This window comes from Amycolatopsis sp. cg13 (assembly GCF_041346965.1).
Lineage (GTDB): Bacteria > Actinomycetota > Actinomycetes > Mycobacteriales > Pseudonocardiaceae > Amycolatopsis.
In genome coordinates this window covers 5,834,839-5,861,511 of sequence record NZ_CP166848.1, presented here as the reverse complement: position 1 = coordinate 5,861,511, position 26,673 = coordinate 5,834,839, and the positions used below count along the sequence as shown (strand labels likewise).

The 26,673-nt window shown below is 69.6% G+C and carries 22 protein-coding genes; 12 read left to right on the top strand and 10 right to left on the bottom strand.

Features of this window, described 5'->3' with window-relative positions; genetic code table 11:
* Window positions 1–13 precede the first annotated feature (13 nt).
* The 5 genes from AB5I40_RS27205 (at window position 14) to trmB (ending at window position 4,006) form a co-directional block, all read left to right on the top strand.
* Entirely contained in the window at window positions 14–760 is a 747-nt protein-coding gene (locus tag AB5I40_RS27205; RefSeq protein WP_370932873.1) for an ABC transporter permease, read from the top strand.
* 156 nt (window positions 761–916) lie between these two features.
* Window positions 917–1,825, top strand: a complete 909-nt coding sequence (locus tag AB5I40_RS27200) for an ABC transporter ATP-binding protein (protein WP_370932871.1) — start codon at window positions 917–919, stop codon at window positions 1,823–1,825.
* Window positions 1,822–2,565 (top strand): hypothetical protein, encoded by a 744-nt coding sequence (locus AB5I40_RS27195; protein ID WP_370932870.1) that lies wholly within the window; start codon window positions 1,822–1,824, stop codon window positions 2,563–2,565. The genes AB5I40_RS27200 and AB5I40_RS27195 overlap by 4 nt, the downstream gene beginning before the upstream one ends.
* Before the next feature lie 218 nt (window positions 2,566–2,783).
* Window positions 2,784–3,278, top strand: coding sequence for a hypothetical protein (locus AB5I40_RS27190; protein WP_370940615.1), 495 nt, complete (start codon window positions 2,784–2,786; stop codon window positions 3,276–3,278).
* Window positions 3,279–3,298: 20 nt separating this feature from the next.
* Complete coding sequence (gene trmB, locus AB5I40_RS27185) at window positions 3,299–4,006, top strand: tRNA (guanosine(46)-N7)-methyltransferase TrmB (RefSeq protein ID WP_370932868.1); 708 nt, start codon at window positions 3,299–3,301, stop codon at window positions 4,004–4,006.
* A 330-nt stretch (window positions 4,007–4,336) separates the two neighbouring features.
* Here the strand turns inward: trmB and AB5I40_RS27180 are convergent, their stop codons facing one another.
* Together AB5I40_RS27180 and AB5I40_RS27175 are read right to left on the bottom strand one after the other, a co-directional pair.
* Window positions 4,337–6,607: an FtsX-like permease family protein gene (locus tag AB5I40_RS27180; protein WP_370932867.1), complete on the bottom strand. Its 2,271-nt coding sequence runs from the start codon at window positions 6,605–6,607 to the stop codon at window positions 4,337–4,339.
* Window positions 6,604–7,299: an ABC transporter ATP-binding protein gene (locus AB5I40_RS27175; protein ID WP_116199489.1), complete on the bottom strand. Its 696-nt coding sequence runs from the start codon at window positions 7,297–7,299 to the stop codon at window positions 6,604–6,606. Before AB5I40_RS27175 ends, AB5I40_RS27180 begins: the two co-directional genes overlap by 4 nt.
* Before the next feature lie 187 nt (window positions 7,300–7,486).
* Between AB5I40_RS27175 and AB5I40_RS27170 the strand changes: the two genes are divergently transcribed.
* From AB5I40_RS27170 to AB5I40_RS27160, 3 genes are read left to right on the top strand one after another with little or no spacing between them, the layout of a single operon-like run.
* A complete protein-coding gene (locus AB5I40_RS27170; protein ID WP_370932866.1) occupies window positions 7,487–9,289 on the top strand; it encodes a sensor histidine kinase in 1,803 nt (600 codons plus the stop codon).
* Entirely contained in the window at window positions 9,286–9,939 is a 654-nt protein-coding gene (locus AB5I40_RS27165; RefSeq protein WP_370932864.1) for a response regulator, read from the top strand. Before AB5I40_RS27170 ends, AB5I40_RS27165 begins: the two co-directional genes overlap by 4 nt.
* 30 nt (window positions 9,940–9,969) lie before the next feature.
* Window positions 9,970–11,277 carry an amidohydrolase family protein gene (locus AB5I40_RS27160; RefSeq protein WP_370932862.1) on the top strand — a complete coding sequence of 436 codons (1,308 nt, stop codon included), beginning with the start codon at window positions 9,970–9,972 and terminating at the stop codon, window positions 11,275–11,277.
* A 2-nt stretch (window positions 11,278–11,279) separates the two neighbouring features.
* Here AB5I40_RS27160 and AB5I40_RS27155 read toward each other — a convergent pair whose 3' ends face one another.
* The 6 genes from AB5I40_RS27155 to AB5I40_RS27130 form a co-directional block, all read right to left on the bottom strand.
* Complete coding sequence (locus AB5I40_RS27155) at window positions 11,280–11,957, bottom strand: SDR family oxidoreductase (protein WP_370932860.1); 678 nt, start codon at window positions 11,955–11,957, stop codon at window positions 11,280–11,282.
* Between the two features lie 52 nt (window positions 11,958–12,009).
* Complete coding sequence (locus AB5I40_RS27150) at window positions 12,010–13,695, bottom strand: hypothetical protein (protein WP_370932859.1); 1,686 nt, start codon at window positions 13,693–13,695, stop codon at window positions 12,010–12,012.
* A gap of 141 nt (window positions 13,696–13,836) precedes the next feature.
* Entirely contained in the window at window positions 13,837–15,216 is a 1,380-nt protein-coding gene (locus AB5I40_RS27145) for an SdrD B-like domain-containing protein (protein WP_370932857.1), read from the bottom strand.
* 54 nt (window positions 15,217–15,270) lie between these two features.
* Entirely contained in the window at window positions 15,271–17,340 is a 2,070-nt protein-coding gene (locus tag AB5I40_RS27140) for a PhoX family phosphatase (RefSeq protein WP_370932855.1), read from the bottom strand.
* A 160-nt stretch (window positions 17,341–17,500) separates the two neighbouring features.
* On the bottom strand, window positions 17,501–18,721 hold the full coding sequence (locus tag AB5I40_RS27135) for an MFS transporter (RefSeq protein ID WP_354735764.1): 1,221 nt from the start codon (window positions 18,719–18,721) through the stop codon (window positions 17,501–17,503).
* A complete protein-coding gene (locus tag AB5I40_RS27130; RefSeq protein WP_370932853.1) occupies window positions 18,718–19,203 on the bottom strand; it encodes a MarR family winged helix-turn-helix transcriptional regulator in 486 nt (161 codons plus the stop codon). Before AB5I40_RS27130 ends, AB5I40_RS27135 begins: the two co-directional genes overlap by 4 nt.
* Window positions 19,204–19,288: 85 nt before the next feature.
* Between AB5I40_RS27130 and AB5I40_RS27125 the strand changes: the two genes are divergently transcribed.
* Window positions 19,289–19,927: an HAD family hydrolase gene (locus tag AB5I40_RS27125; RefSeq protein WP_370932851.1), complete on the top strand. Its 639-nt coding sequence runs from the start codon at window positions 19,289–19,291 to the stop codon at window positions 19,925–19,927.
* Window positions 19,928–19,992: 65 nt separating this feature from the next.
* The gene (locus AB5I40_RS27120; RefSeq protein ID WP_370932850.1) at window positions 19,993–20,847 is read left to right on the top strand and encodes an SAM-dependent methyltransferase; all 855 of its coding nucleotides are present in this window, start codon (window positions 19,993–19,995) and stop codon (window positions 20,845–20,847) included.
* A 70-nt stretch (window positions 20,848–20,917) separates the two neighbouring features.
* Here AB5I40_RS27120 and AB5I40_RS27115 read toward each other — a convergent pair whose 3' ends face one another.
* Together AB5I40_RS27115 and AB5I40_RS27110 are read right to left on the bottom strand one after the other, a co-directional pair.
* On the bottom strand, window positions 20,918–22,006 hold the full coding sequence (locus AB5I40_RS27115; protein WP_370932848.1) for an inositol-3-phosphate synthase: 1,089 nt from the start codon (window positions 22,004–22,006) through the stop codon (window positions 20,918–20,920).
* Window positions 22,007–22,071: 65 nt separating this feature from the next.
* Window positions 22,072–22,629, bottom strand: a complete 558-nt coding sequence (locus AB5I40_RS27110; RefSeq protein WP_037716279.1) for a PadR family transcriptional regulator — start codon at window positions 22,627–22,629, stop codon at window positions 22,072–22,074.
* A 245-nt stretch (window positions 22,630–22,874) separates the two neighbouring features.
* Here AB5I40_RS27110 and AB5I40_RS27105 point away from each other — a divergent pair, with 245 nt between their 5' ends.
* Both AB5I40_RS27105 and AB5I40_RS27100 read left to right on the top strand, forming a co-directional pair.
* Window positions 22,875–23,276 (top strand): DUF5318 domain-containing protein, encoded by a 402-nt coding sequence (locus tag AB5I40_RS27105; RefSeq protein ID WP_370932846.1) that lies wholly within the window; start codon window positions 22,875–22,877, stop codon window positions 23,274–23,276.
* Window positions 23,277–23,346: 70 nt separating this feature from the next.
* The gene (locus tag AB5I40_RS27100) at window positions 23,347–26,253 is read left to right on the top strand and encodes a transglycosylase domain-containing protein (RefSeq protein ID WP_370932845.1); all 2,907 of its coding nucleotides are present in this window, start codon (window positions 23,347–23,349) and stop codon (window positions 26,251–26,253) included.
* The last annotated feature ends 420 nt before the right edge of the window (window positions 26,254–26,673 follow it).

Sequence of the window (26,673 nt, the reverse complement as noted above, 5' to 3'; positions counted from 1 at the left end):
GAAGAGAAACATCATGACTTTGCTCGCGGTCGAACGTATCAAGCTCTTCACCACCCGGTCGCCGTGGTGGTGCGCCCTCATCGCGCTGGCCCTCACCGTCGGATTCGCCGGCCTCATGGCCTCCGCCCTGCCGAGCGGGGAGGAGATCTCGGTCGCCAGCACCCAGGTCGGGCACCAGTTCGGGATCGCCGTGATCATGGTGCTGGCGGCGCTGTCGGTGACCACCGAATACCGCTTCGGCACGATCCGCACCACGTTCCAGGCGGTGCCGCACCGGGGTTCGGTGCTCGTCGCCAAGGCCACCGTCGTCGGGCTGCTGTCGCTCGTGATCGGCGAGATCGCCGCCTTCGGCGCGTGGGCGCTGGGCTACGCGATCCGGCCGTCGGACTCGGTGGCGCTGCACACCTCCGCGGACTGGATCAACGTCGCCGGCGTCGGGGTGGTGTTCGCCTTCGCCGCGGTCATCGCGGTGGCGGTCGGCACGCTGATCCGGCACAGCGCCGGCGCGCTCTCGCTGCTGCTGATCTACGTGCTGGCGGTGGAAAACCTCGTGCAGCTCATCCCGACGGTCGGCGCGAAAATCCACCAGTGGATGCCGTTCAACGTCGCGGAGCGCTTCCTCGGCGGTTCGGCTTCCTCGCGGGGACCGGGCCTGCCGGACGCGGTCCTGTCGCAGTGGGGCTCGCTGGCCTACTTCGCCGGGGTGGCCGTTGTGCTGCTGGCCATCGCGATCGGCGTCGCGAAGAAGCGCGACGCGTAAAGACCCACAGGGGCGTTCGGACGAGTCAGGCGGGGGCCGGACCAGCCGAACAAGGGGAAAAAGGGGAAAAGGGGAACAAGATCCGGGTCGCCTTTCGGGGGGCGGCCCGGATCTTTTCGTTTCGGTAGAGTTCGGGTCCACGAGAAGGGGGACGGCGTGCTCCAAGCGACTGGACTCACCAAGTCCTATGGCGACACCGTCGCGGTGCGGGACCTGACGTTCACCGCGGAAGCCGGTCGCGTCACCGGATTCCTCGGCCCGAACGGGGCGGGCAAATCCACCACGATGCGGCTGCTGCTCGGGCTCGACGCGCCCACCGCGGGCACCGCGCACATCGAGGGAAAGCCGTACCGGCAGCTGTCCGATCCGCTGCGCACGGTCGGCGCGCTGCTCGACGCGACGTGGCGGCATCCGGGCCGGACCGCCCGCCAGCACCTGCGGTTCCTCGCCGCGACGAACGGGCTGCCGGACCGGCGCGCCGACGAGGTGCTGGATCTCGTCGGCCTGTCCGCGGTGGCTCGCAAGCGGGCGGGCACGTTCTCGCTCGGCATGCTGCAGCGGCTCGGGATCGCGAGCGCGCTGCTCGGCGATCCGCGGGTGCTGCTGTTCGACGAACCGGTGAACGGCCTCGACCCCGAAGGCGTGCACTGGGTCCGCCAGCTGCTGCACGGGCTCGCCGCGGAAGGCCGCACGGTGTTCGTGTCGAGCCACCTGCTGCCGGAGATGGAGCAGACCGCGCAGGATCTCGTGGTGATCGGCCGCGGGCAGCTCATCTATCAAGGCACCATGGCCGATTTCGTGGCCCGCGCCGGTTCGCGCGGCGTCCGGGTGCGCACGCCGCACGCCGACGCGCTGCGAAAAGCGCTCACCGAAGCACGCGCGGTTTTCACCGAGGATTCCGGTGCGTTCCTGGTGTCCGAAATGGACAGTGACGCGATCGGCGAACTGGCTTACTCCGCGCGCGCCACGCTGCACGAGCTGAGCCCGCTGGCCGGTTCGCTCGAACACGCCTACCTCGAATTGACCGGCCAGGCGGCCGAATTCACCAGTGGAGGTGCGCGGTGAATCTGCTGCGGGCGGAACGGATCAAGCTTTTCAGCACTCGCGCGCCGTGGTGGTGCGCGCTGATCGCGGTGGCCGCGCCGATCGCGTTCACCGCGTTGTTCCTCGGGCTTTCCGGAGCGGAAATCACCGCGGACGTGAGCAACACTCAGCTCGCCACGAGCACCGGCCGCACGGTCGCGCTGGTGCTGGCGGTGCTCGCCGCGACCGCCGACTTCAGCTGGGGCACCCTGCGGTTGACTTTTCAAGCAGTGCCGACGCGGACGCCCGCGCTGCTCGCCAAGGGCGCCGTGGTGTTCGCGGCCTGCGCGGTGCTGGGCCTGCTCGCCGGCGTCGGCTCGTGGGGAATGGCGCACCTCGTGCGGCCGGACGCGGACCTCAGCCTGCACTCCGGAGCGGACTGGCGGATCGTGTTCGGCCAGACCCTGACGTTCGCGCTGGCCGGACTGCTCGGCGTCGGCGTCGGCCTGCTGCTGCGCAGTTCCGCGCTGACGCTGGCGATCGTGCTCGTGTGGACCCAGCTGGTCGAGGGCCTGGTGCTGCTGATTCCCAAGATCGGCAGCGATCTCTACCAGTGGATGCCGTTCTACGCCGCCTCGCAGTTCGCCGGTGGCGATTTCACGAGGACGACGCTGAAACTGTCACCGCCTTTCGGCCCGTGGGGTTATCTCGCGTATTTCGCGGCGATCAGCGTGGTGTTGTTCGCCGCGGGCGTGGCGACCGCGAATCGGCGGGACGCCTGACCTGCACGTGCACATTCCCGATTGCGTGGCGGGCAATCGGATTAAATTCACGTAAACCGGTGTGGCTTCTCTCACAGGGAGCGGACATACTGTCGGAAAGCCACGGATATTCACAGCAGAGCCCCGTCTCAGCTCTCCGGAGGTGAACCGTGACGGTGGACGTTGATCAGGAACTCCTTTCCCGCGACGCTGCGGTACCAACCCCCCGGCTCGAGCCGATGCTGGACCTCGAATGGTCCCAGGCGATCGAACTGCCGCGATTCGCGCTGCCCGCGACCCGGCCCGCCGAACTGCGCCAGGCGTGGGTGCACCGCGCCCCCGAGGACGCGGTGCTCGGGCTGTACCGACGGGCGAGCGGAACCGATGATTCACTGCCCGCGCCCTGGTGGTTGCGCGCGGTCGCGAGCGGACGGCTCGAATCGCGCGAACTCGGCTTCCGCATCGAGGACCGGGTGGCGCAGCTGCTCGGCAAGCGGATGGGCTGGGAGTTCGTGCCGTGGGCGGCCGACGGCGAATCCGGGTACTGGGAATTCATGCCGTCCGAACGCGGCAAATCCGGCCATTCCATCCCGACGACCGTGCTGAACACCGACCGGCACGACGGCTGGATCGACGTGCTGCCCGCGCATTCCGCCCGCGCCCCGGAGCCGGTGGCGGTCGCCGGACTGGCCGGACTGCGCTCCCGGCTCGGGGAGTTCGAAGCGGTCCGCTGACCCGCCCGTATGTTGTCTTCGTGGAAAACGAGGACCAGCCACGGCTGCGCAGCGTGGTCAGCTACGTCAAACGCGGCGGACGGATGACCGTCGGCCAGCAGCGAGCCTGGGAAGAACACTGGCCGCGACTCGGCCGGACGGTATCCGAGCTGCCTGCCGGACCGGTCGACTTCACCGAGTGGTTCGGCTGCGAAGCGCCGGTCATGCTGGAGATCGGCTCCGGCATGGGCGAGACGACCTCGCAGCTGGCCGCCGCAGCGCCGGAGCTGAACTATGTCGCCGCCGAGGTGTACGACCCTGGGCTCGGGCAGTTGATGCTGCGCGCGGAGAAGCTCGGCGTAACGAACCTGCGGCTGATGCACGGCGACGCGGTGGTCCTGCTGACGTCCCATGTCGAGCCCGGCACGCTGTCCGGCGTGCGGTTGTTCTTCCCGGACCCGTGGCCGAAGAAGCGCCACCACAAGCGGCGGATCGTGCAGCCGGAGTTCGTGGCGTTGATCGCGTCGCGGCTCGCGCCCGGTGGGACGTTCCATATGGCGACGGACTGGGAGCACTACGCGGAGCAGATGCTCGAGGTGTGCTCGGCGGAGCCTGCGCTGCGGAACCGATATGCGGATGAGCCTGGCGGGTGGGCGCCTCGGCCGGAGTGGCGGCCGGTGACGAAGTTCGAACAGCGGGCGGACCGGGAGGGGCGGGTTTCGCACGACTTGATCTTCGAGAAGCGCTGATCTCGGGCTTGCTCTTGGGCCCATCGCAGCCTGGGCTCGGATGAATCTTGCGCTGACGCGCTGGGCCTGACCTCGGCGGGACCATGCACTGGTTCTGCTCTGAAGCGCCCCAATGCCACATTGGGTGCGTCAGATGCACCCAATGTGGCATTCGGTGCGTTGAGCGCACCCAATGTGGCATTGGGGCGGGTTGGCGGCGCGCGAGGCTGGGCGGTCGGTGAAGCGAGCGAAACTGACGAAGGGCCGTCACCGGGTTCCCATCCCCGGCAACGGCCCTTCGTTTCCTTCACCCCCGGTGCCGCCCCTCCCCCGACGAGGGGCGGCCGCCAGCTATTCGTCGGCCAGTGGTTCCGCCTGGACCCGCTTCAGGGCGGGCGTGCAGACCGACGCGCCGAGCAGTGCGACCCCGATTCCGAGCACCACCGGTGCGGCGATCCACGGGCTGAACACGACCGACCCCCGTTCCATCGTTGCCATGAACAGTCCTAGGCCCACCACGACACCGGTTACGCCTGCGCCGATGGTCGCCACCAAAGCCGGTAGCGCGGCTTCCATTCGCAGCGCCCGGGAAAGCACCCGCACCGGTGTGCCTGCCGCCATCAGGGCGCCGAACGTCCGGCGGCGGTCCATGACCGAGCCTGCGGTCGCGACGGCGGCGCTGCAGCCGGCGAGGATGCCTGCCGCGATCAGGCCGATCACGGTGACTCGGCGCAGGTCGCTGAGCTGCACTTGCTGTCCGTAGAGGTACTGCTCGCGGCTGCCGATCTCCTCACCGACCGCGTTGGGCACCAGCGCGGTCCGCACGGCCTCGCGGTTCGCCTCAGCGGTCGGCACGACCAGGGTGACCTGGCTCGGTTTGATGCCGGCCGGCACCGCGGACGGGTCGATCACGTATTCGCCGAAGCTGTTGTGCTTTTCGGGGTGATAGGTGCCCGTCTTGACCGCGCCGAGCGGGATGCCGGTGCTGTCGTCGCCGCCGAACCGCGCGACCCGCAGATTGCCGGTGTCCAGCTGGTACGGCGTGTACAGCCCGACCCCGGGCTTGCAGTCCTGCTGCGTGATCCCGAGCCGGGTCAGCTTGGCGGCGTCGGCGCAGTTCATGACGTAGGCGCGCTGCATCGACCGGTAGTTCCCCTCGCCCTGCATCACGTAGACGCTGGCCACCGGGACGACGCGTTCGGAAAGTCCGGCCTTCGCGAGCGTTGCGTTGGTCCGCTCGGTCGCCTCGGGAGCCCGGTTCGCGGTGACGTCGACGTACAGCGCCGAGTCCACGTACTGGCGGCCGCCGCCGGCGAGGGATTCGATCGACGGCAGCAGGGTGAGCGCCATCGACCCGGTGAACACCGCGAGCACGATCCCCGCTGAGGCCCGATAAGAACCCTTCGGGTCGTTGCGCAGCCGACGTCCGGCCAGCAGCGACGACGGCCGCCGCCAGGCCCGCACGAACGTGCCGCCGACCGCTGAGGTCACCCACGGACCGACCACCATCGCCGAGCCGACCACCAGCAACAGGCCGAACAGAACCAGGTTGCTGCTGCCGCCGCCCCGCGCGCCGAAAACGGTGTAGAAGAAGAACAATCCGGCAGCGGGCAGCGCGAGCAACCGCCACCAGCGCAACGGTTTCACGGTGTGCCCGCCGCTCGCGAACAGCGGCGTGCGCACCACTCGCCGCAGGCCGAGCACCCCGGCGAGCACGACCAGCACCGGGACCAGCAGCACGGCGAGCACGGTCAGCCCGACCGGCAGCGCGAAGTCCGACGCCAGCCAGGTCCCGCCGTCCCACGGCACGAAGGTGGCCAAGCCGCGCAGCGCCGGGCTCAGCAGCAGGCCGAGCAGCGCGCCGACGCCGGCGGACAGTCCGGTTTCGGCGGCGACCATCGCGGTCACCTGGCCGGGAGTCGCACCGGCAAGACGGATCGCGGCGAGCCGTTGTTCGCGGCGGGCGGCGGTCAGCCGGGCCGACGACGCGACGAGCACCAGGCTCGGCACGAGCAGCACGATGATGCCGACCCAGGACAACACCGTCAGCAGACCGTCCGGATGCCCCTGTCCCCCGGGGAAGGCCGCGGCCGGGAACGCGTCCTGACCGGGCAGGTCCTTGTGCCCGTACGGCCGCATCTCCTGCGTGCTGTGCCCGACGAGCGCGACGAGCTGCTCCGGGTACCGCAGCGCCTCGTCGCCGAACGCCGCGACTGGCTTGCCGAAGCGGTTCCCCAACTGGTCGGCGGGAGTGGAGTTGAGCAGTTTCCCGAGCGCGGGCGACACGATCGTCTCGCCGGGACCCGGGAGCTGCGGGATGCCAGGGGGCAGGCGCAGCGAATCGACCGGGCCGGTGACCGCGATGTCGACGCGGGCGACCTGCTTGCCGTCGAAGTAGTCCTTGGAGGAGTTGACGAGCAGGGCGTTCTGCTGGCCGGAGTCGTAGCGGCCGCTGCTCTGCCACAGCGCCCGCTGCTCGCGCGCCTGAGTGGCGTACGGCAGGGTCGCCAGCAGCAGGACGAGCCCGGTCGCGACGGCGACGCCGACCGCGGTGAGGATCGCCGAGGTGCGGGTCCGCCGGTCGCCGCGCAGAACCCGCAGGGCGAGCTGGAAGGGGTTCATGCCGCGAGCCTCGTCGCGATCAGGCCGTCGCGGATCGCCACGGTGCGCGGCATCGATTCGGCGAGTTCCCGGTCGTGGGTCACCACGAGCACGGCGGCGCCGGACGCCTGTGCGGCGGCCAGCAGCGCGTCCATCGTCTCGCGGCCGGTGCGGGTGTCGAGGGCGCCGGTCGGCTCGTCGGCGAAGATCACCTTCGGCCGGTGAGTGAGCGCGCGGGCGATCGCCACGCGCTGCGCCTCGCCGCCGGAAAGCTCGCCGGGACGGCGGGCTTCCTTGCCGGACAACCCGAGTTTGCCGAGCCATTCCCGCGCCGCCGCAATCGCTTCGCCACGAGTTCCGCCGGCCAGCAGCGACGGAAGTGCGACATTCTCTTCCGCGGTCAGTTCGGAGACGAGCATTCCGGATTGGAAGACGAAACCGAATTCGGTGCGCCGCAGTTCGCTGCGCCGCTTTTCGCCGAACTGGTCGATCCGCTGGCCCTGCAACCAGATTTCGCCGCTGTCGGCGCGCAGGATGCCCGCCAGCACGTGCAGCAGCGAGGTTTTGCCTGATCCGGACGGGCCGACGATGGCGATCGCTTCTCCCGGCTGGACGTCGATGTCGATTCCGGCCAGTGCGTGCTGCTGCCCGTAGCGCTTCACCAGCCCGCGCCCCGACAACACCGGTCCTGCGCTCCACTGTGGATTCGTCATCCGCCAGCTCTCTCCCTGTTTCCGTCATTCGTCTTCGACTGCGACGGAAGGCAGCTTCGCGGATTCGAGCAAAGGTCCACTTCGGGCAGACGGCCGGTAACCGCGTGGCCGCCATCGGCCGATCGGCCGATGGCGACGAACCACGTGGCCAAGGTGCGCACGGGCGCGAATCATCTACCGTCACGGTGTGCCGCACTCCCCGCCGTCGAAAACGCTTGCCGCGCGGGCGACCGAACTCGCCCGCCGCCTCGACATGTCCGTGCTCGTGTTGCTCGCCGCACTGGCGTTCGACCTCGTGTTCGTGACCGACGCGGCACTCGACAACGTCGGCCCTCGATTCGTCGACCTCGGCCTGTTCCCCGGCATTCTCGCGATGGCGGCGTGCGCGTTCTGGGCCCGCAAACGCGCGGCGGTGGCGGGCGTATTCGGCGCGCTGACGCTGATGTTCTGCACCTTCGTCATCCGCTATCTCGGCATCCCGACGTACTCCAGCGTGCTGGCGAATCTGACCGTCACCGAGTTCGTCGCCGGGATCGAGATGGTCTATTTCCTCGCCCGCCGGGCCCGTCCGGGGGTCGCCTTCGCGGTGATCAGCGCGCTGGTGCTGGGCGCGCTCACCGCGGCTTTCGGCCGCGGCTCCTACCGCGACCTGTCCAGCAGCAGCATCGCGCAGACCCTGCTGTTCGGGTTCCTGTTCCTCGTCGGGACGGTGGTCACCGGCGCGGTCGGCCGCCCGCGCCGCGAACGCGACCCGGCGACGGTGGAACGCCTCCGCACTATGCACCGGTTCACCGAATTGGTGCGCGGGCAATGGCCGTTGATCGGCATGCTCGGCGTCGGCGTGCTGATCGAATTCGGCTACACCTACGAAAGCGGCAGCCGCGGTTTCCCGCTGCTGGCCTGCTCGATCGGCGCCGCCGCGGTGACCGCGTTGTCGCCGCGCCGCCCGCGCGACGCGATCCTGGTGGTGGCCGGGATCCTCCTGCTGTCCGCGCTCGCGACGCCGTTCCTGCATCCCAGCCACAGCTACCAACTGCTCGGCGGCATCCCGCCGACCCAGATCGTGGCCGCCTTCGGCGTGGTCGTGAACGTCGTGCGCGCGGTGCCGCTCGCCCGGGCGTGGCCGCGGATCGCGTTGCTGTCCGGCGTGGTCGCGGTCGGCACGATCTTGAACTTCAGCCAGTACCGCACCGGCCGGCTGCTCACCGACCCGGCGACGCTCGGCATGCTCGCCACCGTCGCGGTCCTGCTGCTCGGCATCGCCATCGCGATCGGCCTCTACCTGCGTTCCCGCGATTCCGAGCGCGCGCAGGTGGTGAAATCGGCGGTCACCGACGCGCAGACGTCCGAGCGGATGGCGCTGGCCAGGGAGCTGCACGACGTGGTCGCGCACCACGTGACCGGGATCGTCGTGCAGGCGCAGGCCGCGCGGATGATGGGGGAGAAGAATCCGGAGCTCGCGCTGGAGGCGATGGGCCGGATCGAGAACGCGGGCGTCGAGGCGCTCGCCGCGATGCGCCGCCTGGTCCGCAGCATGCGCGGCGACGCACAGGCCGGTTCGGGCGAGTTCAACGAGCAGGCGACCACCGACCTTGCTGCCGACCTGCACCGGCTCGTCGAAGCGGGCAACCACGGTGTGCCGACGAAGCTGGAGCTGAACCTTCCGCCGGACCTGCCGCACGAGGTCGGCCGCTCAGCGCTGCGGCTGGTCCAGGAATCGCTCACGAACGTCGGCAAGCACGCCTCGGACGCCACCGAGGCGCTCGCGCTGGCCGAGGTCGTGGGCGGCGAACTGCACTTGCGGGTGACCGACAACGGCAGCGGGCAGACTCATCGTCCGGCGGGCGGATCGGGCGGATACGGTCTGGTCGGCATGCGCGAACGCGTCGCGCTGCTGCACGGCAGGCTTTCGGCAGGCCGCGAGCCGAACGGCGGCTGGCGGGTCGAAGCGTGGCTGCCGCTCGAGGCGAACGGGGAGACAGACGGGTGATCCGGGTACTGATCGCGGACGACCAGGAAATGGTGCGGATGGGCTTCCGCATGATCCTGGACGCCCAGGACGACATCGAGGTGGTCGCGGACGTGCCAGACGGGATCTCCGCGGTCTCGAAGGCGCGCGAACTGCGCCCGGACGTCTGCCTGCTGGACATCCGCATGCCGGGGCTCGACGGGCTGGAGGTCACCCGCCAACTGGCCGGACCAGAGGTCGCCGACCCGCTGAAGGTCGTCGTGGTCACCACCTTCGACCTCGACGAATACGTGCACACCGCGCTGCGCAACGGCGCGAGCGGCTTCCTGCTCAAGGACGCCGGTCCGGCGCTGCTGATCGAGGCGGTGCGTGCGGCCGACCGCGGCGACGCGCTGGTGTCGCCGCAGATCACCGTGCGGCTGCTGAAGCATTTCGACGGCGGCGCCACGGCCAAGCGCGAGGCTCCGGCGCCGTCGGAACCGCTGACCGCGCGCGAGATGGACGTGGTGAAGGCCGCCGCCCGCGGGCTCACGAACACCGAAATCGGCGCGGAGCTGTTCCTGTCGCTGTCGACGGTCAAGACGCATTTGGCTTCGGTGCAGGGCAAAGTCGGCGCGCGTAACCGAGTGGAAATCGCAGCTTGGGCTTGGCGTAGCGGCGTAGTGGATTAACCGCTACTGGCACGCCCGTACTATCTCGTTATGTCGCGTCGATTCCATGCCCCGGTAGTTCTGCCCGCCGACCCGTCCTGCTCGCTGCTCCGCGACGCCGTCGTGGATGTCGACGACGAGGGCCGGATTTCGTTCGTCGGACCGGCTTCGGCCGCGCCGGAGTTCGCCGGCGAGGAGACCCGGCTGACCGGAATCCTGTTGCCCGGCTTGGTGAACTCGCACGCGCACAGCCCGATGACGCTGCTGCGCGGGATGGGCGGCGACCTGCCGCTGCTGCGCTGGCTGCGCGAGATCATCTGGCCGACCGAGGCGAAGCTGAAGCCCGCCGACGTGCGCACCGGCATGCTGCTCGGGTCGGTCGAAATGCTCCGGCACGGCGTGACGACCAGTGCGGAAATGTATTTCGAGGGCGAACAGCTCGTCGACGCGGTGCTGACGACCGGCGGCCGGGTGCTCGTCGCGCCGCCGGTGATCGAGCTGCCCGGGATGGACTGGCGCGCGACGCTGGCGGCGATCGACCGCTGGATCGACGCCGACGGGCTGCGGTTCGGCCCAGGGGAACGGATCGAGCTGGGTTACGGCCCGCATTCGGCGTACATGCTGAACCCGGACGGGCTGCGGGCGACCGCGGAATCCGCGGCGGCGCGGGGTGCGCTCGTGCAGATTCACGTCGCCGAGGCGGCGGCGGAGGATCTGGAGCAGCGCAAGGAGTTCGGGTCGGTGCCGAAGCTGCTGGATTCGCTGGGAATGTTCAACGGACGGACGCTGGCGGCGCATTCGGTGCATTTGTCGGATGAGGACATCGCGATCTTCGCCGCTCGCGGGGTCGGGATGGCGCACTGCCCCGGCTCGAACGCGAAGCTGGCTTCTGGCATCGCGCGGATCAAGGACTTGCGCGCGGCCGGGGTCGCGATCGGGCTCGGCACCGACGGTCCGGCCTCGAACGACGACATCGACCTCTGGGAAGAGCTGCAGCTGACGGCGATGCTGGCGCGGTTGGCCAACGACGATTCGACCGTGGTGACCGCCAAGGACGTGTTCCTGATGGCCACCCGCGGCGGTGCCGAAGCGCTCGGCCGCCACGACCTCGGCGTGCTGGAGCCGGGCCGCTGGGCCGACCTGGTGCACGTCGACCTCGACGACCCGGCGTTCGCCGCCGGTCTGGACGTGCCGGACGAGCAGTTGCTGGCGAACCTCGTGTGGGCGGCCGGTTCGCGCCGGGTGCGGGACGTGTGGGTCGCGGGCGAGCAGGTCGTCGCCGAGGCCGAGCCGACTCGGGTTGACCGGCGCGAGATCCAGGCGACGGTGGCCGACACCGCCGCCCGGCTGCGCGCCTGACCTCAGCGGGGACGGACCTGGATTTCGGTGAAGTGGGCTTCCGGGGTGGCGGTCACGGCGGTGACCACGGCCGTCGCCACGGAGTCCGGACGCAGGTACTTGTCGGCTTCGTAGTCGCCGCCTTCTTGGGCGCGGGCTTCGCGTTGCATGTCGGTGTCAGTGCGGCCGGGGAAGATCGACGTCACGCGCAGGCCCGGTTCTTCGGCACGAAGTGAGTCAGTGAACGCGCGGACGGCGAATTTGCTTGCCGCGTAAGGACCCCAGCCCGGGCGAGCGGTGTAACCGGCACCGGAGTTGATCACGACCACGTGGCCGTTCGCGTTGCGGAGGGCGGGCAGCAGCAGGCGGGTCAGTTCGGCGACCGCGATGACGTTGACCTCGAGATTCGTACGCCAGACCGAGGACGGCGAGTCGGCGACAGTGCCGATCTTGCCGACTCCCGCGGAGTGGACCAGCACGTCCAGGCGGTCGATCTTGCTGGCGGCGGCTGCCAAAGACTCAGCGTCGGTGAGGTCGACCTGCCAGGGCTCGGCGCCGGGGAGTTCCTCGGCCACCTTCGCCAGGGCGTCGGTGTCGCGGCCGCCCAGGAGGAGGCGGTGCGTCGGGGACAGCTGGTGCGCGATGGCCGCGCCGATGCCCCGGGAGGCACCGGTGATCAGGGCGAGCGGGAGGTCGGTCATACCGGCCACGGTAGGCGTCCGCGGCTGATTCGCCAGTTCGGGGAGTCGTCGATCACTTCGCCGGGGCGCAGGAGGCCGCGGCCAGCGGGTCGCGGGGAAAGCGGATTTCCGTGCGGTGCAGCGCTCCGGTGAAATTGTCGATAAACCGACTCCAGGTGAGCGGCTCGCGGGTCGAGGCCAGCACCTCCCGGACGTCGGGGCAGCGCAGCGCCTGGCGGGCGGCGTCGATGACGACGGGCTGGAACATCCGGATCTCGCCGTCGGTGGCGTAGTCGCCGTATCCGGCCTCGGCGACCTCCCATGCCCCGACCAGCCACTTCGAGTGCCCGGGGCGGCCGTTCGGGATGGTCGACGAGTGCGCGGCGAGGTCGCTCGCCAGGCCGTAGCCGTCGTGGATGCGGACGTCCAGGGACACGATGTTGCTGATCGCGCCCATGCTGTCGGCCGCCATGGTCACGTACGGCCGGGTGGTCGGGAAGCGGAACCACTTCTTCACGTCGCCGTAGCTGTAGACGACCACAGCTGGCTGCGTCGTCCCCTCCACCGCTTCGACCGCGTGCCGGGTGACGTCCTGGCCTAGGTAATCCGTTGCCAGCACTGGGTGTTCGTGTCCGGTCGCCCACGACCAATATCCGCGTTCGTCGGTGACACTCACCGCTTGATGCGTGTTCTCGTACGGCACGCGCAGCCAGCCGCCCGCGACCACCGCCCACGCGGCGACCCCGGCGGCGAGCGCGATTGTCTTCTGCGTCAACGGGATCGCCATGACTGGAAGCAGCAGCACGAACAACGCGGGCAGCAGCATCCGGCCGTGCATGAAATCGCCGCCGACGCGCACTACGTACAGGGCGAGCAAAAGCGCGCCCGCCAACGAAGTCAGCAGCAAGATCCGTGACCGGCGTGTCAGAATCGCGGCGATCACGAGCAGCAGCAACGGAATCCACAGTACGTACGGGCTGATCAAGTCAGTCAGGTACGCGAACCCGCGCGGCCAGTCGCTGTTGGCCGCTTCCTTGGCGAGCGCGGTGTTCGGCGTGACGAGACCGTAGTAGCCCATCCGGAACACCTGATACGCCAACGGAATCGCGATTCCGGCACCGAGCCAGCCCAGTGCGGCAAGCCAGCGCGGGCGGAGCAGCAGAACAAGTGCGATGAAGCCGATCACGCTGAACAGCGCCAGATCCGGCCGCACGAGCGGTCCTAGTCCAAGCACGATCGCGGTGGCGATGGGCGTCTTGCCGCGCACCAGCAGCCACCAGCTCAGTCCCAGCCACAGCAGCACCAGGCCGGTTTCGAGTCCGGAGGTGGCGAAGTCCCGGAACGGCGGGAGCGCGCACACGACGAGCGCGCCGGCGGGGGCGACCGGTCCGGCGTAGAGGCGACGGGCGCCGTCCAGTCCGAAGAAAACCCCGCCGACCGCGCACAGCAGGCCGGTGATCACCGCGATCCATTCCAGCGGCGGGCCGGGGATCGTGCCGACTCCGGCGAGGAGCCAGGTCCACAACGGACTAGTGCTGGCTTCGACGCGCTCGCCGACGTTGAAGACCGGACCGTTCCCGGCGAGTATCTGGCGGACGGTGCGGAGCACGAGCAGACCATCGTCGCTCATCCACCGGCGCTGCCAAGCCAGCACGGTGTACAGCACGAGGACCGCCCCGGTGGCGGCCCACGTCCAGGTCATCGGCCGGCGGTACCACGGGGTCGGGTCGTCCGGCGGCGCGCCGGCGGCCGCGGTCATGATTGGTCCAGACCTCCCCGAGACGTGGTGTGCAGCCACAGTCTCGCATCCGCCTGGACGTGACGCTCAGTGGTCGCCGCGAATGTCCGTGAAGGACTCCTTGAGGGAATCAGATTCCCTCAAGGAGTCCTTCACGGACCGCTAGCGGGCGGGCGCGGCGGAGGCGGTGGGCGACGGCGGGGCGGTCGGCACGGGCGGAGCCAGGCCGATGTCCAGGTCCATCCGTTCGCGGTCCTTGCCGCCGAGGGTGAACGGCGAGGTGCAGCCGGTCGCCGGGTCGACGGCCGAGTCGAGACCGGGTGCGCCCGCGCCGCGCTGGGTAACGGTGAGGCCGTCCGGCAGCTTCGAGACGTCGAAGCACACCTGATAGGTGCCGTCCTTGCGCTGGTCGAACAGATAGCTGCCGTCGGCGTTCGTGCGCGCGGTGGCGACTGTGCCGCCCGCGCCGTCCTTGAGCGTCACCGGCAGGTCCGGGAAGCCGGGTTCGTCGTCGTCCTGCATGCCGTTGCGGTTCAGGTCTTTCCACGCGCGGTCGCCGATCTTGCCGACCGCCGGCTGCGGCGTGACGGTGACCGTCGCGGTCGCCTTCTGCTCGCCGAGCGGCCCGCCCGGAGCGGTGGCGGTGACCTTCGCGGTGTTGACGTGCCCGTTGTCGTCCTCGGTGAGGTTCGGGTGATCGCAGGTGAGCTCGCGAGACGCGCTGGCAGCGAGATCGAACGCACCGGGAAGACCGGCGCACCACGGGTCCTTCACGAGCAATCCGGTAAGCGGCTGGGAACCGGTGTTGGAGACGGAGATGCGGAAGTGCGCGGCATCGCCGGCCGGGATGGCAGCCGACGGGCCCCACGTTCCGTCCGCCGGATTCCGCACCTCCATCTTCACCGCGAACGCGGCGAGAGCCACGTGCACGCAGTCCCACAGCACCCAGTTGTGGTTGGTGCTGGCGAAAAACGAGACCGCCGCGGTCTCGTCCGGCGCGGTGACCGGCGGCACCTCCTGCTGCGCGAGCTTGCCGTCGGACGCGACGTCGTGCGTCACCGCGAGCGGTTTCTCCACCAGCACGCGGCCGGCGCTGTCGGCGAAACGCAGCCCGGTGGTGGCGCTGGCGCGCGAACCGAGCCCGGACTGTGCCGTACCCGCCCACACCGACAGCGAGTATTGCCCGCCGGGCACGGCTTTCACCTGCTGGACGGCCGAGCTGACCCGGCCGTCCGGCGTCTGGATCTGGGCGTTGACGTGCCCGTCGACCGCGTGCGCGGTGCTGGTGACCAGCTTCGGTACGCGATCCGCCGGGGTGCTGCGCGGAACCGGTGCGGCGGGGCTGAACAGGTATCCCCGCGGCGGCCCGCCGGGCGAACCGGCGTCCTCCACGCTGGGGTTGGCCGCGATGCCGCCGCAATCCGGAGCCCCCTCGGCGGGAGCCGACCCGGGAGTGACGACGGCGAGCGCGCCGACCAGCATCGCAGTGCCCGCCGCCGCGCCCGCCGTACGTCCGATCGCGACTTTCCTTGCCCGCCTCACGCGGTGAAGCTAGACCCAGGAAGCCTGATCGGCGGTAAGAAACACTCCAAAGTGTTACTTGCGGCCGATCCGGCCCGGCAATCCGAAGGCGCCCTTCTTCCACACGGACACGATCGCGGGCCTCGGCTGAGAGCTGCCGCCGTCCGGCCAGTGCGAGGTCGGGTTCGCCGAACTCGGCGCGTCCTCGCCGGGATGCTGCACCGCGACGAGCACGAGGTTTTCGGTGACGACCGGACCGCACGTCTCGGCGCCGACCGGCACGGACAGGAACTGCTTCACGTGCCCGCGCTCGGGGCCGGTCACCGGAACCGAGAAGAGGCCGTCATTCGCGCCGAGGGTGTTGCCGTCGGTGGAGATCCACAGGTTGCCGTGCGGGTCGAAGGCCACGTTGTCCGGGCACGAGATCGGGCTGACCTGGTCCTTCGGGAAACCGCCGAAGTAGGTGTCGGCCGTGGCCGGGTCGCCGCAGACGAGCAGCAGCCGCCAGGAGAACCGGGTCGCGGCACTGTCGCCGCGGTCCTCGTCCCATTCGAGGATGTGCCCGTTTTTGTTGCGGGTGCGCGGGTTCGCCTCGTCCGGGGCCGCCTTGCCCGCCGCGCCGCGGTCGGAGTTGTTGGTGAGCGCGGCGTAGATCCGGCCGTTGACCGGGTTCGGCTCGATGTCCTCCGGACGGTCCATTTTGGTCGCCCCGGCGCGGTCGGCGGCCTGGCGGGTGAACACGTAGACCTCCTCTGCGGTGAATCCGTCCACAAAGGACTTTTCGCCGCTGGCAAGGGGAATCCACTCGCCGGTGCCGTCGAACTCGCCGTCGGCGGGCAGCTTGCCGGAGCCGTCGATCTCGCCCGGGCTGTTGCCGGAGAACTTGGCGACGTACAGGGTTCCGTCGTCGAGCAGCGCCGAGTTGTGCCGCCGGGCGAGCGCGGAATTCCCCTTCTTGTACTTGCCCTTTGAGACGAATTTGTAGATGTATTCGAACCGCTCGTCGTCACCGGAGTACACCGCAACCCGGCCGTCCGCGGTGATCTTGACGTTCGCCGCCTCGTGCTTGAACCGGCCGAGCGCGGTGTGCTTCACCGGCGTGGAATGCGGATCGTTCGGGTCGATTTCCACGACCCAGCCGAACCGGTTGGGCTCGTTGGGCTCGCGCGAGACGTCCCAGCGCTTGTCGAAGCGCTCCCACTTGCGCGTGCTTTCGCCGGTGCCGACCGCGTACCGCTTGAGCCGCGCGGCCTCCGTCGGATCGGAAACCTTGTCCGCGTGAGCGAAGTACTGGTGGAAGTTCTCCTCGCCGGACAGCACGGTGCCCCACGGCGTGACGCCGCCGGAGCAGTTGTTCTGCGTGCCGCGCACGCGCTTTCCGGACGGGTCAGCCGACGTCTTGAGGTACTTCGACCCGGCCGCCGGACCGCGCACCTCGAAGATCGTGTCGAGCGTGATCCGCCTGTTCAGCGGACTCGGGACGGTGCGCAGCGCGCCGCCGATCGGGTCGCGCAGCGTCTGCAGCACCGACAATCCGTGTGCCGCCCAGGCGATCTTCACCTGCTCCTCGGTGGGGTTGGCCGGGTCGTACTGATCGGCCGGGAACAGGTGCACCTCGGTGGTGTACTCGTGGTTGACCACCAGCAGGTTGCGCAGGCCGAGCGGATCCTGCGGGATCAGGCCGACGAAGTCGTTGTTGTAGCCGAACTGCTTGGCCTGCGCCGCCGCGGTCTGCTTGCGGAAGTCGAACTTCGGCGCGCCGGGGACCACCGGGTCGCCCCAGCGGATCACCACGTGCTGGGCGTAGCCGTCGGGGATGCTGACGACGTCGAGTTTGTTCGGCGGCACCGGCGTGAAGTCCGTGCCGGGCACCGCGCGGCCCTTCGCCAGCGGGGCTGGCGTGGCTGCCGCGGCGGTGCCGGACAGCGCGGCGAACCCGCCCGCGGCCGCGGCCATCACCGCACCGGCCTTGAACACGCCGCGCCGCGAGACGCCCTTGGCGATGTCGCCGAAGTACTCGTTGCCGGTCGGGTTCGGGGCCTCGTGCGCGCAGGCATTGCCGCAGCGGTATTCGCAGGTGATCGGTGACCGGCCGCCGGAATGCGCGGTGAACAAGGGCAGCAGTCGTCCGGGCTCCAGGGACACGGGGCCTCCAGGGTCGCTTCTCGGTGGGAACCCGGCGACCGTATGCGGCGAAAACCCCCTGAAACGGACGAAAAGGTTAACGGCGGATGTATTCGATGAAAGACGACGATCGCCCCCGAACAGACAGTCCGGGGGCGATCGCCGAGTGTCGCGGAACGGCTCAGAACTCCTCGTCGCCGACGAGCGCGGCCTCCTTCGGCACGGTGTGCGGGTCGGCCTTCTTCTCCCGCTGCGACAGCAGGACGGCGGCGATCACGCAGAGCACGGCGGCGACCAGGAACGGACCCTGCTCCCAGCCCATCCACTCGGCGATGTGGCCGACGAGCGTGGCCGCGACCGCGCCGCCGAACCAGCGGCAGAAGTTGTACCCGGCGCTCGCGACCGGCCGCGGCGCGTCGCTGATCGACATCGCGGTACCGGTGAACAGCGTGTTCAGCAGCCCGGAAACCAGACCGGACACGATGATCCCGACGACCACCACCGGCTTGCTCGGGATGGCCAGCACCAGCATCAGCACGGTGTAGCCGGTCACCGCCAGCGCGGCCGCGTGCCGTTCGCCGAAGCGGGCCGCCATCTTCGGCGCGAGCACCACGCCGGCGATCGCGACGCACAGGCCCCAGCCGCAGAAGATCAGGCCGACGGCGATGGCGTTCCAGCCGAGCACGAACGGGGACCAGGCGAGCACCGCGAAGAACGCGGCCGTGTAGAGCGCCGAGGCGATCGACGTCCGCAGCAGACCGGGGTGCTTGAGCGCGCGGATCGGGTCGAGCAGCTTGATCGGCTGGCGTTTCTCGGCCGAGTCGCTCTGCAGGAAGATCGAGCACAGCACCAGCGCGGCGATCATCAGCACCGCGGTGCCCAGGAACGGACCGCGCCACGAGATCGTGCCCAGCAGTGCGCCGAGCAGCGGACCGACGGCGAGCCCAACCCCCAGCGCGGCCTCGTAAAGCAGGATCGCGCCGGATTGGCCACCGGTCGCCGCGCCGACAATCACTGACAGCGCCGTGGCGATGAAGAAGGCGTTGCCGAGCCCCCACACCGCGCGCAGGCCGACGAGCTGTTCGATCGAACCGGCCGCGGCGCACAGCGCGGTCGCGGCGACGATCAGCGTCAGCCCGACCAGCACGGTCCGCTTGGCCCCGAACCGCGCGGACATCGCGCCGGTGAAGAGCATCGCGATCACCTGCACGCCGAGATACGACGTGAACAGCAGCGTGACCTGGGACGGCGAAGCGTTCAGGCCCTTGGCGATGGACAGCAGGATCGGGTCGACGAGGCCGATGCCCATGAACGCGATGACCGCGGCGAACGCGGTGATCCACACCTGTTTGGGCTGGCCTTTGACCGCGTCCAGCAGGCTCGAGTGGTGCTCAGCGCTCATCGCGGATCAGTTCCTCCTTCAGACGTTACGGCGATCTCCGCGGCGGGGTCGTCACGGTGGAAGTCGGCGATCAGCTTGGTGAGCGCGGGAAGCGCGGCGTCGATGGCGGCGCGCTCGGCCGGGTCGAGACGATCGAGCCGCGCCCGCAGCTCCGCCTCCCGGCCCGCGATCATCTCGGCGTAGAACCGCTCGCCTTCCGGGGTGGCTTCCACGAGCACGGCGCGCCCGTCCTCCGGATCGGGACGCCGCGTCACCATGCCGAGCCGTTCGAGCCTGCGGACGACGTCGGTCATCGACGGCATCCGCACGCGCTCGAGGCGCGACAGCCTGCTCATCCGGCTCGGCCCCCGGCCGACCAGCTCCGACAGCACCGACCCCTGGGTCAGGGTCAGCAGCTGCGCGGATTCGCGGCGCACCAGGTAGTACAGCCGGAACACCACCGGCCGCAGCCGCCGCGCCAGATCGCCTCTCGGGGAAGTCACTTAGCTAGGCTAACAAAAATTAGTTAGGGTAGCGAAGTAATTCGGCTCACAAGGTGGCCCGGGCCGCGCCCCCTAGGCTGGTCCGGTGGATGCGGTGATCTTCGACCTCGACGGCGTACTGGTGGACTCTGAGACGACGTGGGACGAGGTGCGCCGCTCCGTAGTAGCCGAGCACGGCGGGACCTGGCGGCCGGAGGCGACGCGCGCGCAACAGGGGATGAGCACGCCGGAATGGGCGCGCTACCTGGTGGAAACCCTCGGCGCGCGGCTCACCCCGGACGAGATCGCGCGCATCGTGATCGACGAGATGGCCGCCCGCTACGCCGACCGCCCGCCGGTGATCGACGGCGCCGACCAGGTCGTCCGCGAGATCTCCCGGCACTGGCCGGTCGCGATCGCCAGCTCGTCGCCGCCGGTGCTGATCCACTCGTTCCTGACGGCGTGCGATTTGACGTCGCTGGTCCCGGTGGCGGTGTCGAGCGAGGAAGTGGCCGCGGGCAAGCCGGAACCGGACGTCTACCTGCGCGCGGCGATGCTCCTGAACGTCGAAGCTTCCCGGTGCGCGGCGGTGGAGGACTCGACAAACGGCCTGCTCGCGGCGTTCGCGGCGGACATGACGGTGTTCGCGGTGCCGAACCCGCACTTCCCGCCGGATCCGGCGGCGCTGCGGGACGCCACGGTGCTGCCGAATCTGGCCGCGCTGCCCGCCGCGCTCAGCGAGTAACGCAGCTCACAGCCGGGTAGCAGGCGCGGCGCCATTCTGAGCCTTCATCTGCGAGAGGGGCGGAAATGGCTGTGCCGCAAGGGGACTGGGACATCGTCAGCAGCATCGGGCGCACCGCGCTCGGGGTGACCGCGGGCCGGGCGATCGCGACCGCGTCGCCGGATCCGCTGGTCAGCGACCCGTACGCGGCGGAGTTCGTCCGCGCCGCGCATCCGCCGCAACCGCTGCCGACCGAACCGGTGGACGACGCGCTCTGGACGGGGATCGCCGACTACGTCCAGCTGCGCGCCCGATTCTTCGACGACCTGATCACCGGATCCGACGCGCCGCAGGTCGTGCTCCTCGCCGCCGGACTCGACGCGCGCGCCTTCCGGCTCGACCTGTCCGGCCGCGACGTCTACGAAGTCGACCAGCCGCGCGTGCTCGCGTTCAAACAGGACGTGCTCGATCGGCTCGGCGCGGCTCCGCGCTGCCGGCGGTGCCCGGTCGGCGCGGACCTGCGCGAAAACTGGCCCGCCGCACTGGAAACCGCCGGGTTCGACCCGGCCCGGCCGTCCGTGTGGATCGCCGAAGGACTGCTGCCGTATCTGCCCGCGCGGGCCGAGGAACTGCTCTTCGACCTCGTGCACGCCCGGTGCGCGGCGGGCAGCCGGATCGGGGCCGAGCACATCCCGCTCGGCGACCTCGCCGAACTGTCCGGCACCTTCCAGACGTCCGAGGCGGGCGAGCAGATGGGCTTGGCCGTGAAGGACGTCTTCTCCACCGAGCCGCGCAGGGACCCGGCCGAGTGGCTCGCGGGCCAGGGCTGGGACGTGCGGGTGGAACGCGTCGCCGACCTCGCCGTCCGATTCGGGAAACGGATGCCCGACGTCCTCGCCGGCCAGATGGCGAAAACGGTGCTGGTCTCCGCCGGCCTTTAACGCCGTGAAGGACTCCTTGAGGGAATCAGATTCCCTCAAGGAGTCCTTCACGGACGACTCAGAGCTGGGGTCAGCGCTCCAGTTCGCCGCGGATGAAGGCGTCGACCGAATCACGCGCGGTCGAGTCGTCGTACTGCTCCGGCGGCGACTTCATGAAGTAGGACGACGCGGACAGGATCGGGCCGCCGATGCCGCGGTCCTTGGCGATCTTCGCCGCGCGCACCGCGTCGATGATGATGCCCGCCGAGTTGGGGGAGTCCCACACCTCGAGCTTGTACTCGAGGTTCAGCGGCACGTCGCCGAACGCGCGGCCCTCGAGGCGGACGTAGGCCCACTTGCGGTCGTCGAGCCACTGCACGTAGTCCGACGGTCCGATGTGGACGTTGCCCTTGCCGAGCTCGCGGTCGACCTGCGAGGTGACCGACTGGGTCTTCGAGATCTTCTTCGACTCGAGCCGCTCCAGCTCCTTCATGTTCAGGAAGTCCATGTTCCCGCCCACGTTGAGCTGCATCGTGCGGTCGAGCTGCACGCCGCGGTCCTCGAACAGCTTCGCCAGCACGCGGTGCGTGATGGTGGCGCCGACCTGGGACTTGATGTCGTCGCCGACGATCGGGACGCCCGCGTCCTCGAACTTCTTCGCCCACTCCGGGTCGGAAGCGATGAACACCGGCAGCGCGTTGACGAACGCGACATTCGCGTCGATCGCGGCTTGGGCGTAGAACTTGTCGGCCTCTTCGGACCCGACCGGAAGGTAGGAGACGAGCACGTCGACCTGCGCGTCGCGCAGCGCCGCGACCACGTCGACCGGAGCCTCGTCGGACTCCTCGATCGTCTCGCGGTAGAAACGGCCGAGGCCGTCGAAGGTGTGCCCGCGCTGGACGGTGACGCCGAGCGGCGGCACGTCGGCGATCTTGATCGTGTTGTTCTCGCTGGCGGAGATCGCCTCCGAGAGGTCCCGGCCGACCTTCTTCGCGTCGACGTCGAACGCGGCGACGAACTCGATGTCGCGCACGTGGTAGTCGCCGAACTGGACGTGCATCAAACCGGGGACGCGCGTACCGGGATCCGCGTCGCGGTAGTACTGCACACCCTGGACCAGCGACGAGGCGCAGTTGCCGACGCCCACGATGGCCACCCGAACGCGGCGGTTCTCGCCCATGCCGGTTTCTCCTTCAATCTCATTCACTTGCATCTGCAGGTCTGCCGCCCCGTTGCGGCCGCCGCTCAACTCGGTCCCGGCTGCTCCGGGCCGCGCTGCTCGGCTTGTTCGTGCGCGATCAGCTCGTTGAGCCAGCGCACCTCCCGCTCGCTCGACTCCAGCCCCAGCCGGTGCAGCTCGCGGGTGTAGCGGTCGATCTTCTCCTCGGCCCTGGCCAGCGCGTCCCGCAATCCCTCGCGCCGCTCCTCGACGCGGCGGCGCCGTCCTTCCAGGATTCGCATCCTGACGTCGGCCGGTGTCCGCGAGAAGAACGCCAGGTGGACGCCGAATCCCTCGTCGTCCCACGTCTGCGGTCCCGCGTCGCCGAGCAGTTCGGCGAAGCGTTCCTTGCCCTCGGCGGTGAGCTTGTAGACGCGGCGGCCGCGCCGGGACCAGGCCCGGTCGTCCGCCTCGTCGAACTCCTCGACGAGATAACCGGCCCGCAGCAGCCGGCGCAAGGTCGGATACAGCGAGCCGTACGAGAACGTCCGGAACATCCCGAGCGTCTCGTGCAAACGTTTGCGCAGCACGTACCCGTGCATGGGCGCCTCGTGCAGCAATCCGAGGATCGCGAGTTCGAGCACACCACACCCCATTCCGGGAATACGCCGCGACCGGCACCGTTGATCACACGGAACCGGCTCAGCCAACCTACTCGCCGAGTATATCGCGCCGATACATCGAAGTGGCGGAAGTAACCCGCCACCAGCACTCGCCCGATGATCCGTGATCAGAGCGTTATCTAAGTTTCGGCGTGTCCGAACGGTTGCCCAGGGTGCGGGAAAGCAGGGGGCACCGCGGACACAGAAAGAGCCCGTACTCTGTCCTCGTGCGAAACCAGCGGCAGGTTGTGGATTACGCCTTGCAGCGCCGTGCGCTGCTGGCCGGCGTCCGCTCCGGACGCGTCGGAGACCACGAGGTCTGCGACGCGAGCCCGTACCTGCTCCGCGCGGCGAAATTCCACGGCAGACCCGAGGACCGGGCCTGTCCGATGTGCCGCCGGACGCCGCTGCACCTCGTTTCATGGGTGTACGGCGACGAGCTCAAGCACGTTTCGGGATCGGCACGCACCCCCGCGGAACTGACCCGGATGTCCGGGGTTTTCGGGGAGTTCACCGTCTATGACGTAGAGGTGTGCCGGACGTGCCATTGGAACCATCTGGTCCTGTCCTATGTCCTCGGCACGGGAGAACCCCAGCCGACCCGGCCGCGAAGGACTGCCGGGCAGTGACGAGTACCACAACCGCTGCAGAACGCGGGGCGGCTCCAGTGCAGACAGCGCCGCCTTCGGAGGCCCATCAGTGAACGACGACCGCAACCGCCCCTGGCCGAGCCAGGAGCCAGATGCACCTCGCCGTGCCCGGCGACCCCAGGAGGACCCCGGTCCCGCCTGGCCTGCCGATGACGCCCCCCGGCGCCCCGCGCCGCCCCGCCGTCCTCCTACGGGCGGCCAGCGGCCGCCGCGCGCCCAAGCCGGTCCGGAGTGGCCGAGCGGCGACGAAGGCGGTCCGCAGTGGCCCGCGGCCGACGAGCCGCGCCGTCCGCAGCGGACCGGGCAAAACCGCGCTCCGCAAGGCCGTCCTCCGCAAGGCCCCGGACCGCAGGACCGCGGTTCGGGCACTCGCGCGTCGCGGATCCTCGACGGACAGGGTGCGCCGCCGCCGCGCCGCCAGCCTCCGGGCGGACGTCCCGGGCCCCAGGGCGGCCCTAACGGCGGTCCTAACGGGAATGCCACCCAGGGCTTCCGGCAGCCGCCGCCCGGCGGACGGCCTCCGCAGGGCCGCCGGGTCCCGCCGCCTCCGCCGCCGTCGTCCTATCCGGAGACCGACCGCGAACCGGACCTGATCACGCACGCCGCGCACAACGGCTATGCCCCCTACGACGACCGGTACGACGACGATCCGTACGACGAGGAAACCCGCCTCGCCCAGTACTCGGACGACGCGGACTTCGAGGACGACCCGGAAGGCGAGGGGGACGGCAAGAAGAAGAGCAAGGCCGACCTCACGCCGAGGCAGCGCCGCAAACGCCGGTGGAAGATCATCCGCCGGGTGCTGTACGCGATGTTCGGCCTGTTCGTCGTGGTGCCCGCGATCGCGTTCGTGATCACCTATTTCACGGTCGACGTGCCCTCGCCGCAGGACGTGCTCGCGAAGCAGAGCCAGCCGATCACCTTCTACTACGGCGACAAATCGGTGATGGGCCGGATAATCCCGGAGGGCGGCAACCGCGAACTGCTGCAGCCCAACCAGATTCCCGAGGTCGTCAAGCACGCCGTGTACTCGGCCGAGGACGCGACCTTCGAGACCAACTCCGGCTTCAACGTGATGGCGATCCTGCGGTCGGTCTTCAACCAGGCCACCGGCGGCACCGGCGGCGGTTCGACCATTTCGCAGCAGTACATCAAGCAGGCGACCAAAAACGACCAGGCCACGCTGTCCCGCAAGTGGACCGAGCTGGCGAAGTCGTTCAAGCTGAACAACGAGACGTCCAAATCGGACATCATCACCGGCTACCTGAACATCGTCTTCTTCGGCCGCCGCGCGAACGGCATCGCCGCCGCGTCGAAGGCGTACTTCGGCAAGGACGTCGGGCAGCTCAACGCGTCCGAGGCGGCGCTGCTCGCCGGGATGATCCAGGGCCCTGGCAAGGACCAGGACACCGCGTACGTCCAGAAGCGCTGGAACTACGTGATGGACCAGATGGTGGCCAACCACTGGCTCTCGCCCGCCGACCGCAAGGCCGCGCAGTTCCCCACGCTGATCCCGCGCGACTCGCAGCAGAAGCAGGACGCCGGAACGCTGGACTACCACATCCAGCAGCGCATCTTGCAGGAGCTGGACGCGAAGGGCTACAGCGAGGACAAGCTGGCCTCCACCGGCGCGAAGATCTACACGACGATCGACCCGAACGCGCAGAAGATCGCGGCGCAGTCCGTCCAGGACAACATGGAGGGCCAGACCGACGACAACCTCAGAGGAGCTCTGGTCGCCGTCGACCCGAGAACCGGGGGCGTGGTCGCCTATTACGGCGGGCCGACCACGGTGAAGAACGACGCGGGCAAGGACACGCTGGCCACGGACTGGGCGAATGTGCCGCAGAACCCCGGTTCGTCGATGAAGGCCTACGACCTCACGGCCTGGCTCAAGATGGGCAAGGGGCTCGGCGAAACCTTCGACGGCACCGACCGGCGGGAACTCGGCGGCCGCGTGGTCCGCAACGCGGGTGAAAGCTCCAGCTGCGGTCCGCAGTGCACGGTCAAAAAGGCCATGGAGGTCTCGGCGAACACCGTGTTCTACGACATGGTGCTGAACTGGACGAAACCGGCCCGGGTCGCGGAGGCCGCGAAGGAAGCGGGCGTGCAGGCTGCCCCGAAGGGCAAGGCCAAGCTCGGCACGAGCGACGCCAACATCGCCCTCGGCGGTGGCGCCACCGTGGTCACCCCGGAGGACATGGCCGCCGGGTACGCGTCGTTCGCCTCCGGCGGCGTACGGCGCGACCAGCACTTCGTCTCGAAGCTCACGAACTCCCAGGACGAGGTCATTTTCGACGACTCCGCCGGGCAGGGAAAACCAGCGTTCGACGACAACGCGGACAAGAGCAAGCAGATCGCCGGGAACGTGACCGACGCGCTCGGCCCGGTTATCGCCGAATCGCACCTGAAATGTCCGAGCGGCCACGAATGCGCGGGCAAGACCGGCACGCAGCAGTACGACCCGAAGGACAGCGACCCCGCCTCCTACAAGGACCGTAATGCTCAGACCTGGATGGTCGGGTACACGCCGTCGGTGTCGGCCGCGATCTGGATCGGCGGCGACGGAAACAAGCCGCTGCACGACAAGAACGGCAAGCCGATCTTCGGCAAGACGATCGCGGGTCCGGCCTGGCAGGACTTCATGACGAACTACCTGAAGGACAAGCCGGGCGAGAAGTTCGACAAGGTCGACCCGATCGGCAAGGACGCCGACCAGGTCGTCACGTCGACCAAGGCGGCCCCGCCGCCGACGCGCGAATCGTCCAGCGAGCAGGCGCCGCCGCCGACCACGGAGTCCTCGTCGGCGCCGCCGACCAGTTCGTCGCACCCGCCGTCCTCGACGACGACCACCCCGACCCGGCCGAGCGGCATCTTCGGCGGCACCGACGGCGGGAACCCGGGCAGCGGAGGCGGTCCCATCGTGAACGGCGAACCGCCTAAACGCACCGGCTGATCCGCGACTGCGCGTCGTCAAGAGGCTCCTCTCCGCGCCGGAGAGGAGCCTCTTTTCGTCGGTACCGCCCGGCTGGGGGTGCGGTAGGTTCACCGACGGTCTCCCTCCCCCGCGAAGGGGATCGGCCAGGAGAGTGAACCTCGACCGGGGTTGCCGCGTCTGGTCATCAGAGGGCCTTCTGCGTCCGCAGGCTGCCCGTGTCCGAGAAGAGGATCCGCAGTGAACGACGACCGCAGCCGCTCCTGGCCCGACCGGGATCCCGACCCGCGGCGTCAACCACCTCCCTCCCAGCCCGGACCGCCGCCGTGGGCCCGCGGTCCGCAGCGCCCCGCCGCGGGTCCGACCCGCCCGGCCGGGCCCGCCGGTTCCCCGCCGCCGGGCCGCCGTCCGCCGCCTCCCGGCCGCCGTCCGGTCCCGCCG

Coding starts and splice junctions, on each gene's coding strand:
- AB5I40_RS27205 (WP_370932873.1), top strand. CDS start 14: ATGACTTTGCTCGCGGTCGAACGTATCAAGCTCTTCACCACCCGGTCG.
- AB5I40_RS27190 (WP_370940615.1), top strand. CDS start 2,784: ATGCTGGACCTCGAATGGTCCCAGGCGATCGAACTGCCGCGATTCGCG.
- AB5I40_RS27180 (WP_370932867.1), bottom strand. CDS start 6,607: ATGAACCCCTTCCAGCTCGCCCTGCGGGTTCTGCGCGGCGACCGGCGG.
- AB5I40_RS27175 (WP_116199489.1), bottom strand. CDS start 7,299: ATGACGAATCCACAGTGGAGCGCAGGACCGGTGTTGTCGGGGCGCGGG.
- AB5I40_RS27160 (WP_370932862.1), top strand. CDS start 9,970: ATGTCGCGTCGATTCCATGCCCCGGTAGTTCTGCCCGCCGACCCGTCC.
- AB5I40_RS27155 (WP_370932860.1), bottom strand. CDS start 11,957: ATGACCGACCTCCCGCTCGCCCTGATCACCGGTGCCTCCCGGGGCATC.
- AB5I40_RS27150 (WP_370932859.1), bottom strand. CDS start 13,695: ATGACCGCGGCCGCCGGCGCGCCGCCGGACGACCCGACCCCGTGGTAC.
- AB5I40_RS27135 (WP_354735764.1), bottom strand. CDS start 18,721: ATGAGCGCTGAGCACCACTCGAGCCTGCTGGACGCGGTCAAAGGCCAG.
- AB5I40_RS27120 (WP_370932850.1), top strand. CDS start 19,993: ATGGCTGTGCCGCAAGGGGACTGGGACATCGTCAGCAGCATCGGGCGC.
- AB5I40_RS27115 (WP_370932848.1), bottom strand. CDS start 22,006: ATGGGCGAGAACCGCCGCGTTCGGGTGGCCATCGTGGGCGTCGGCAAC.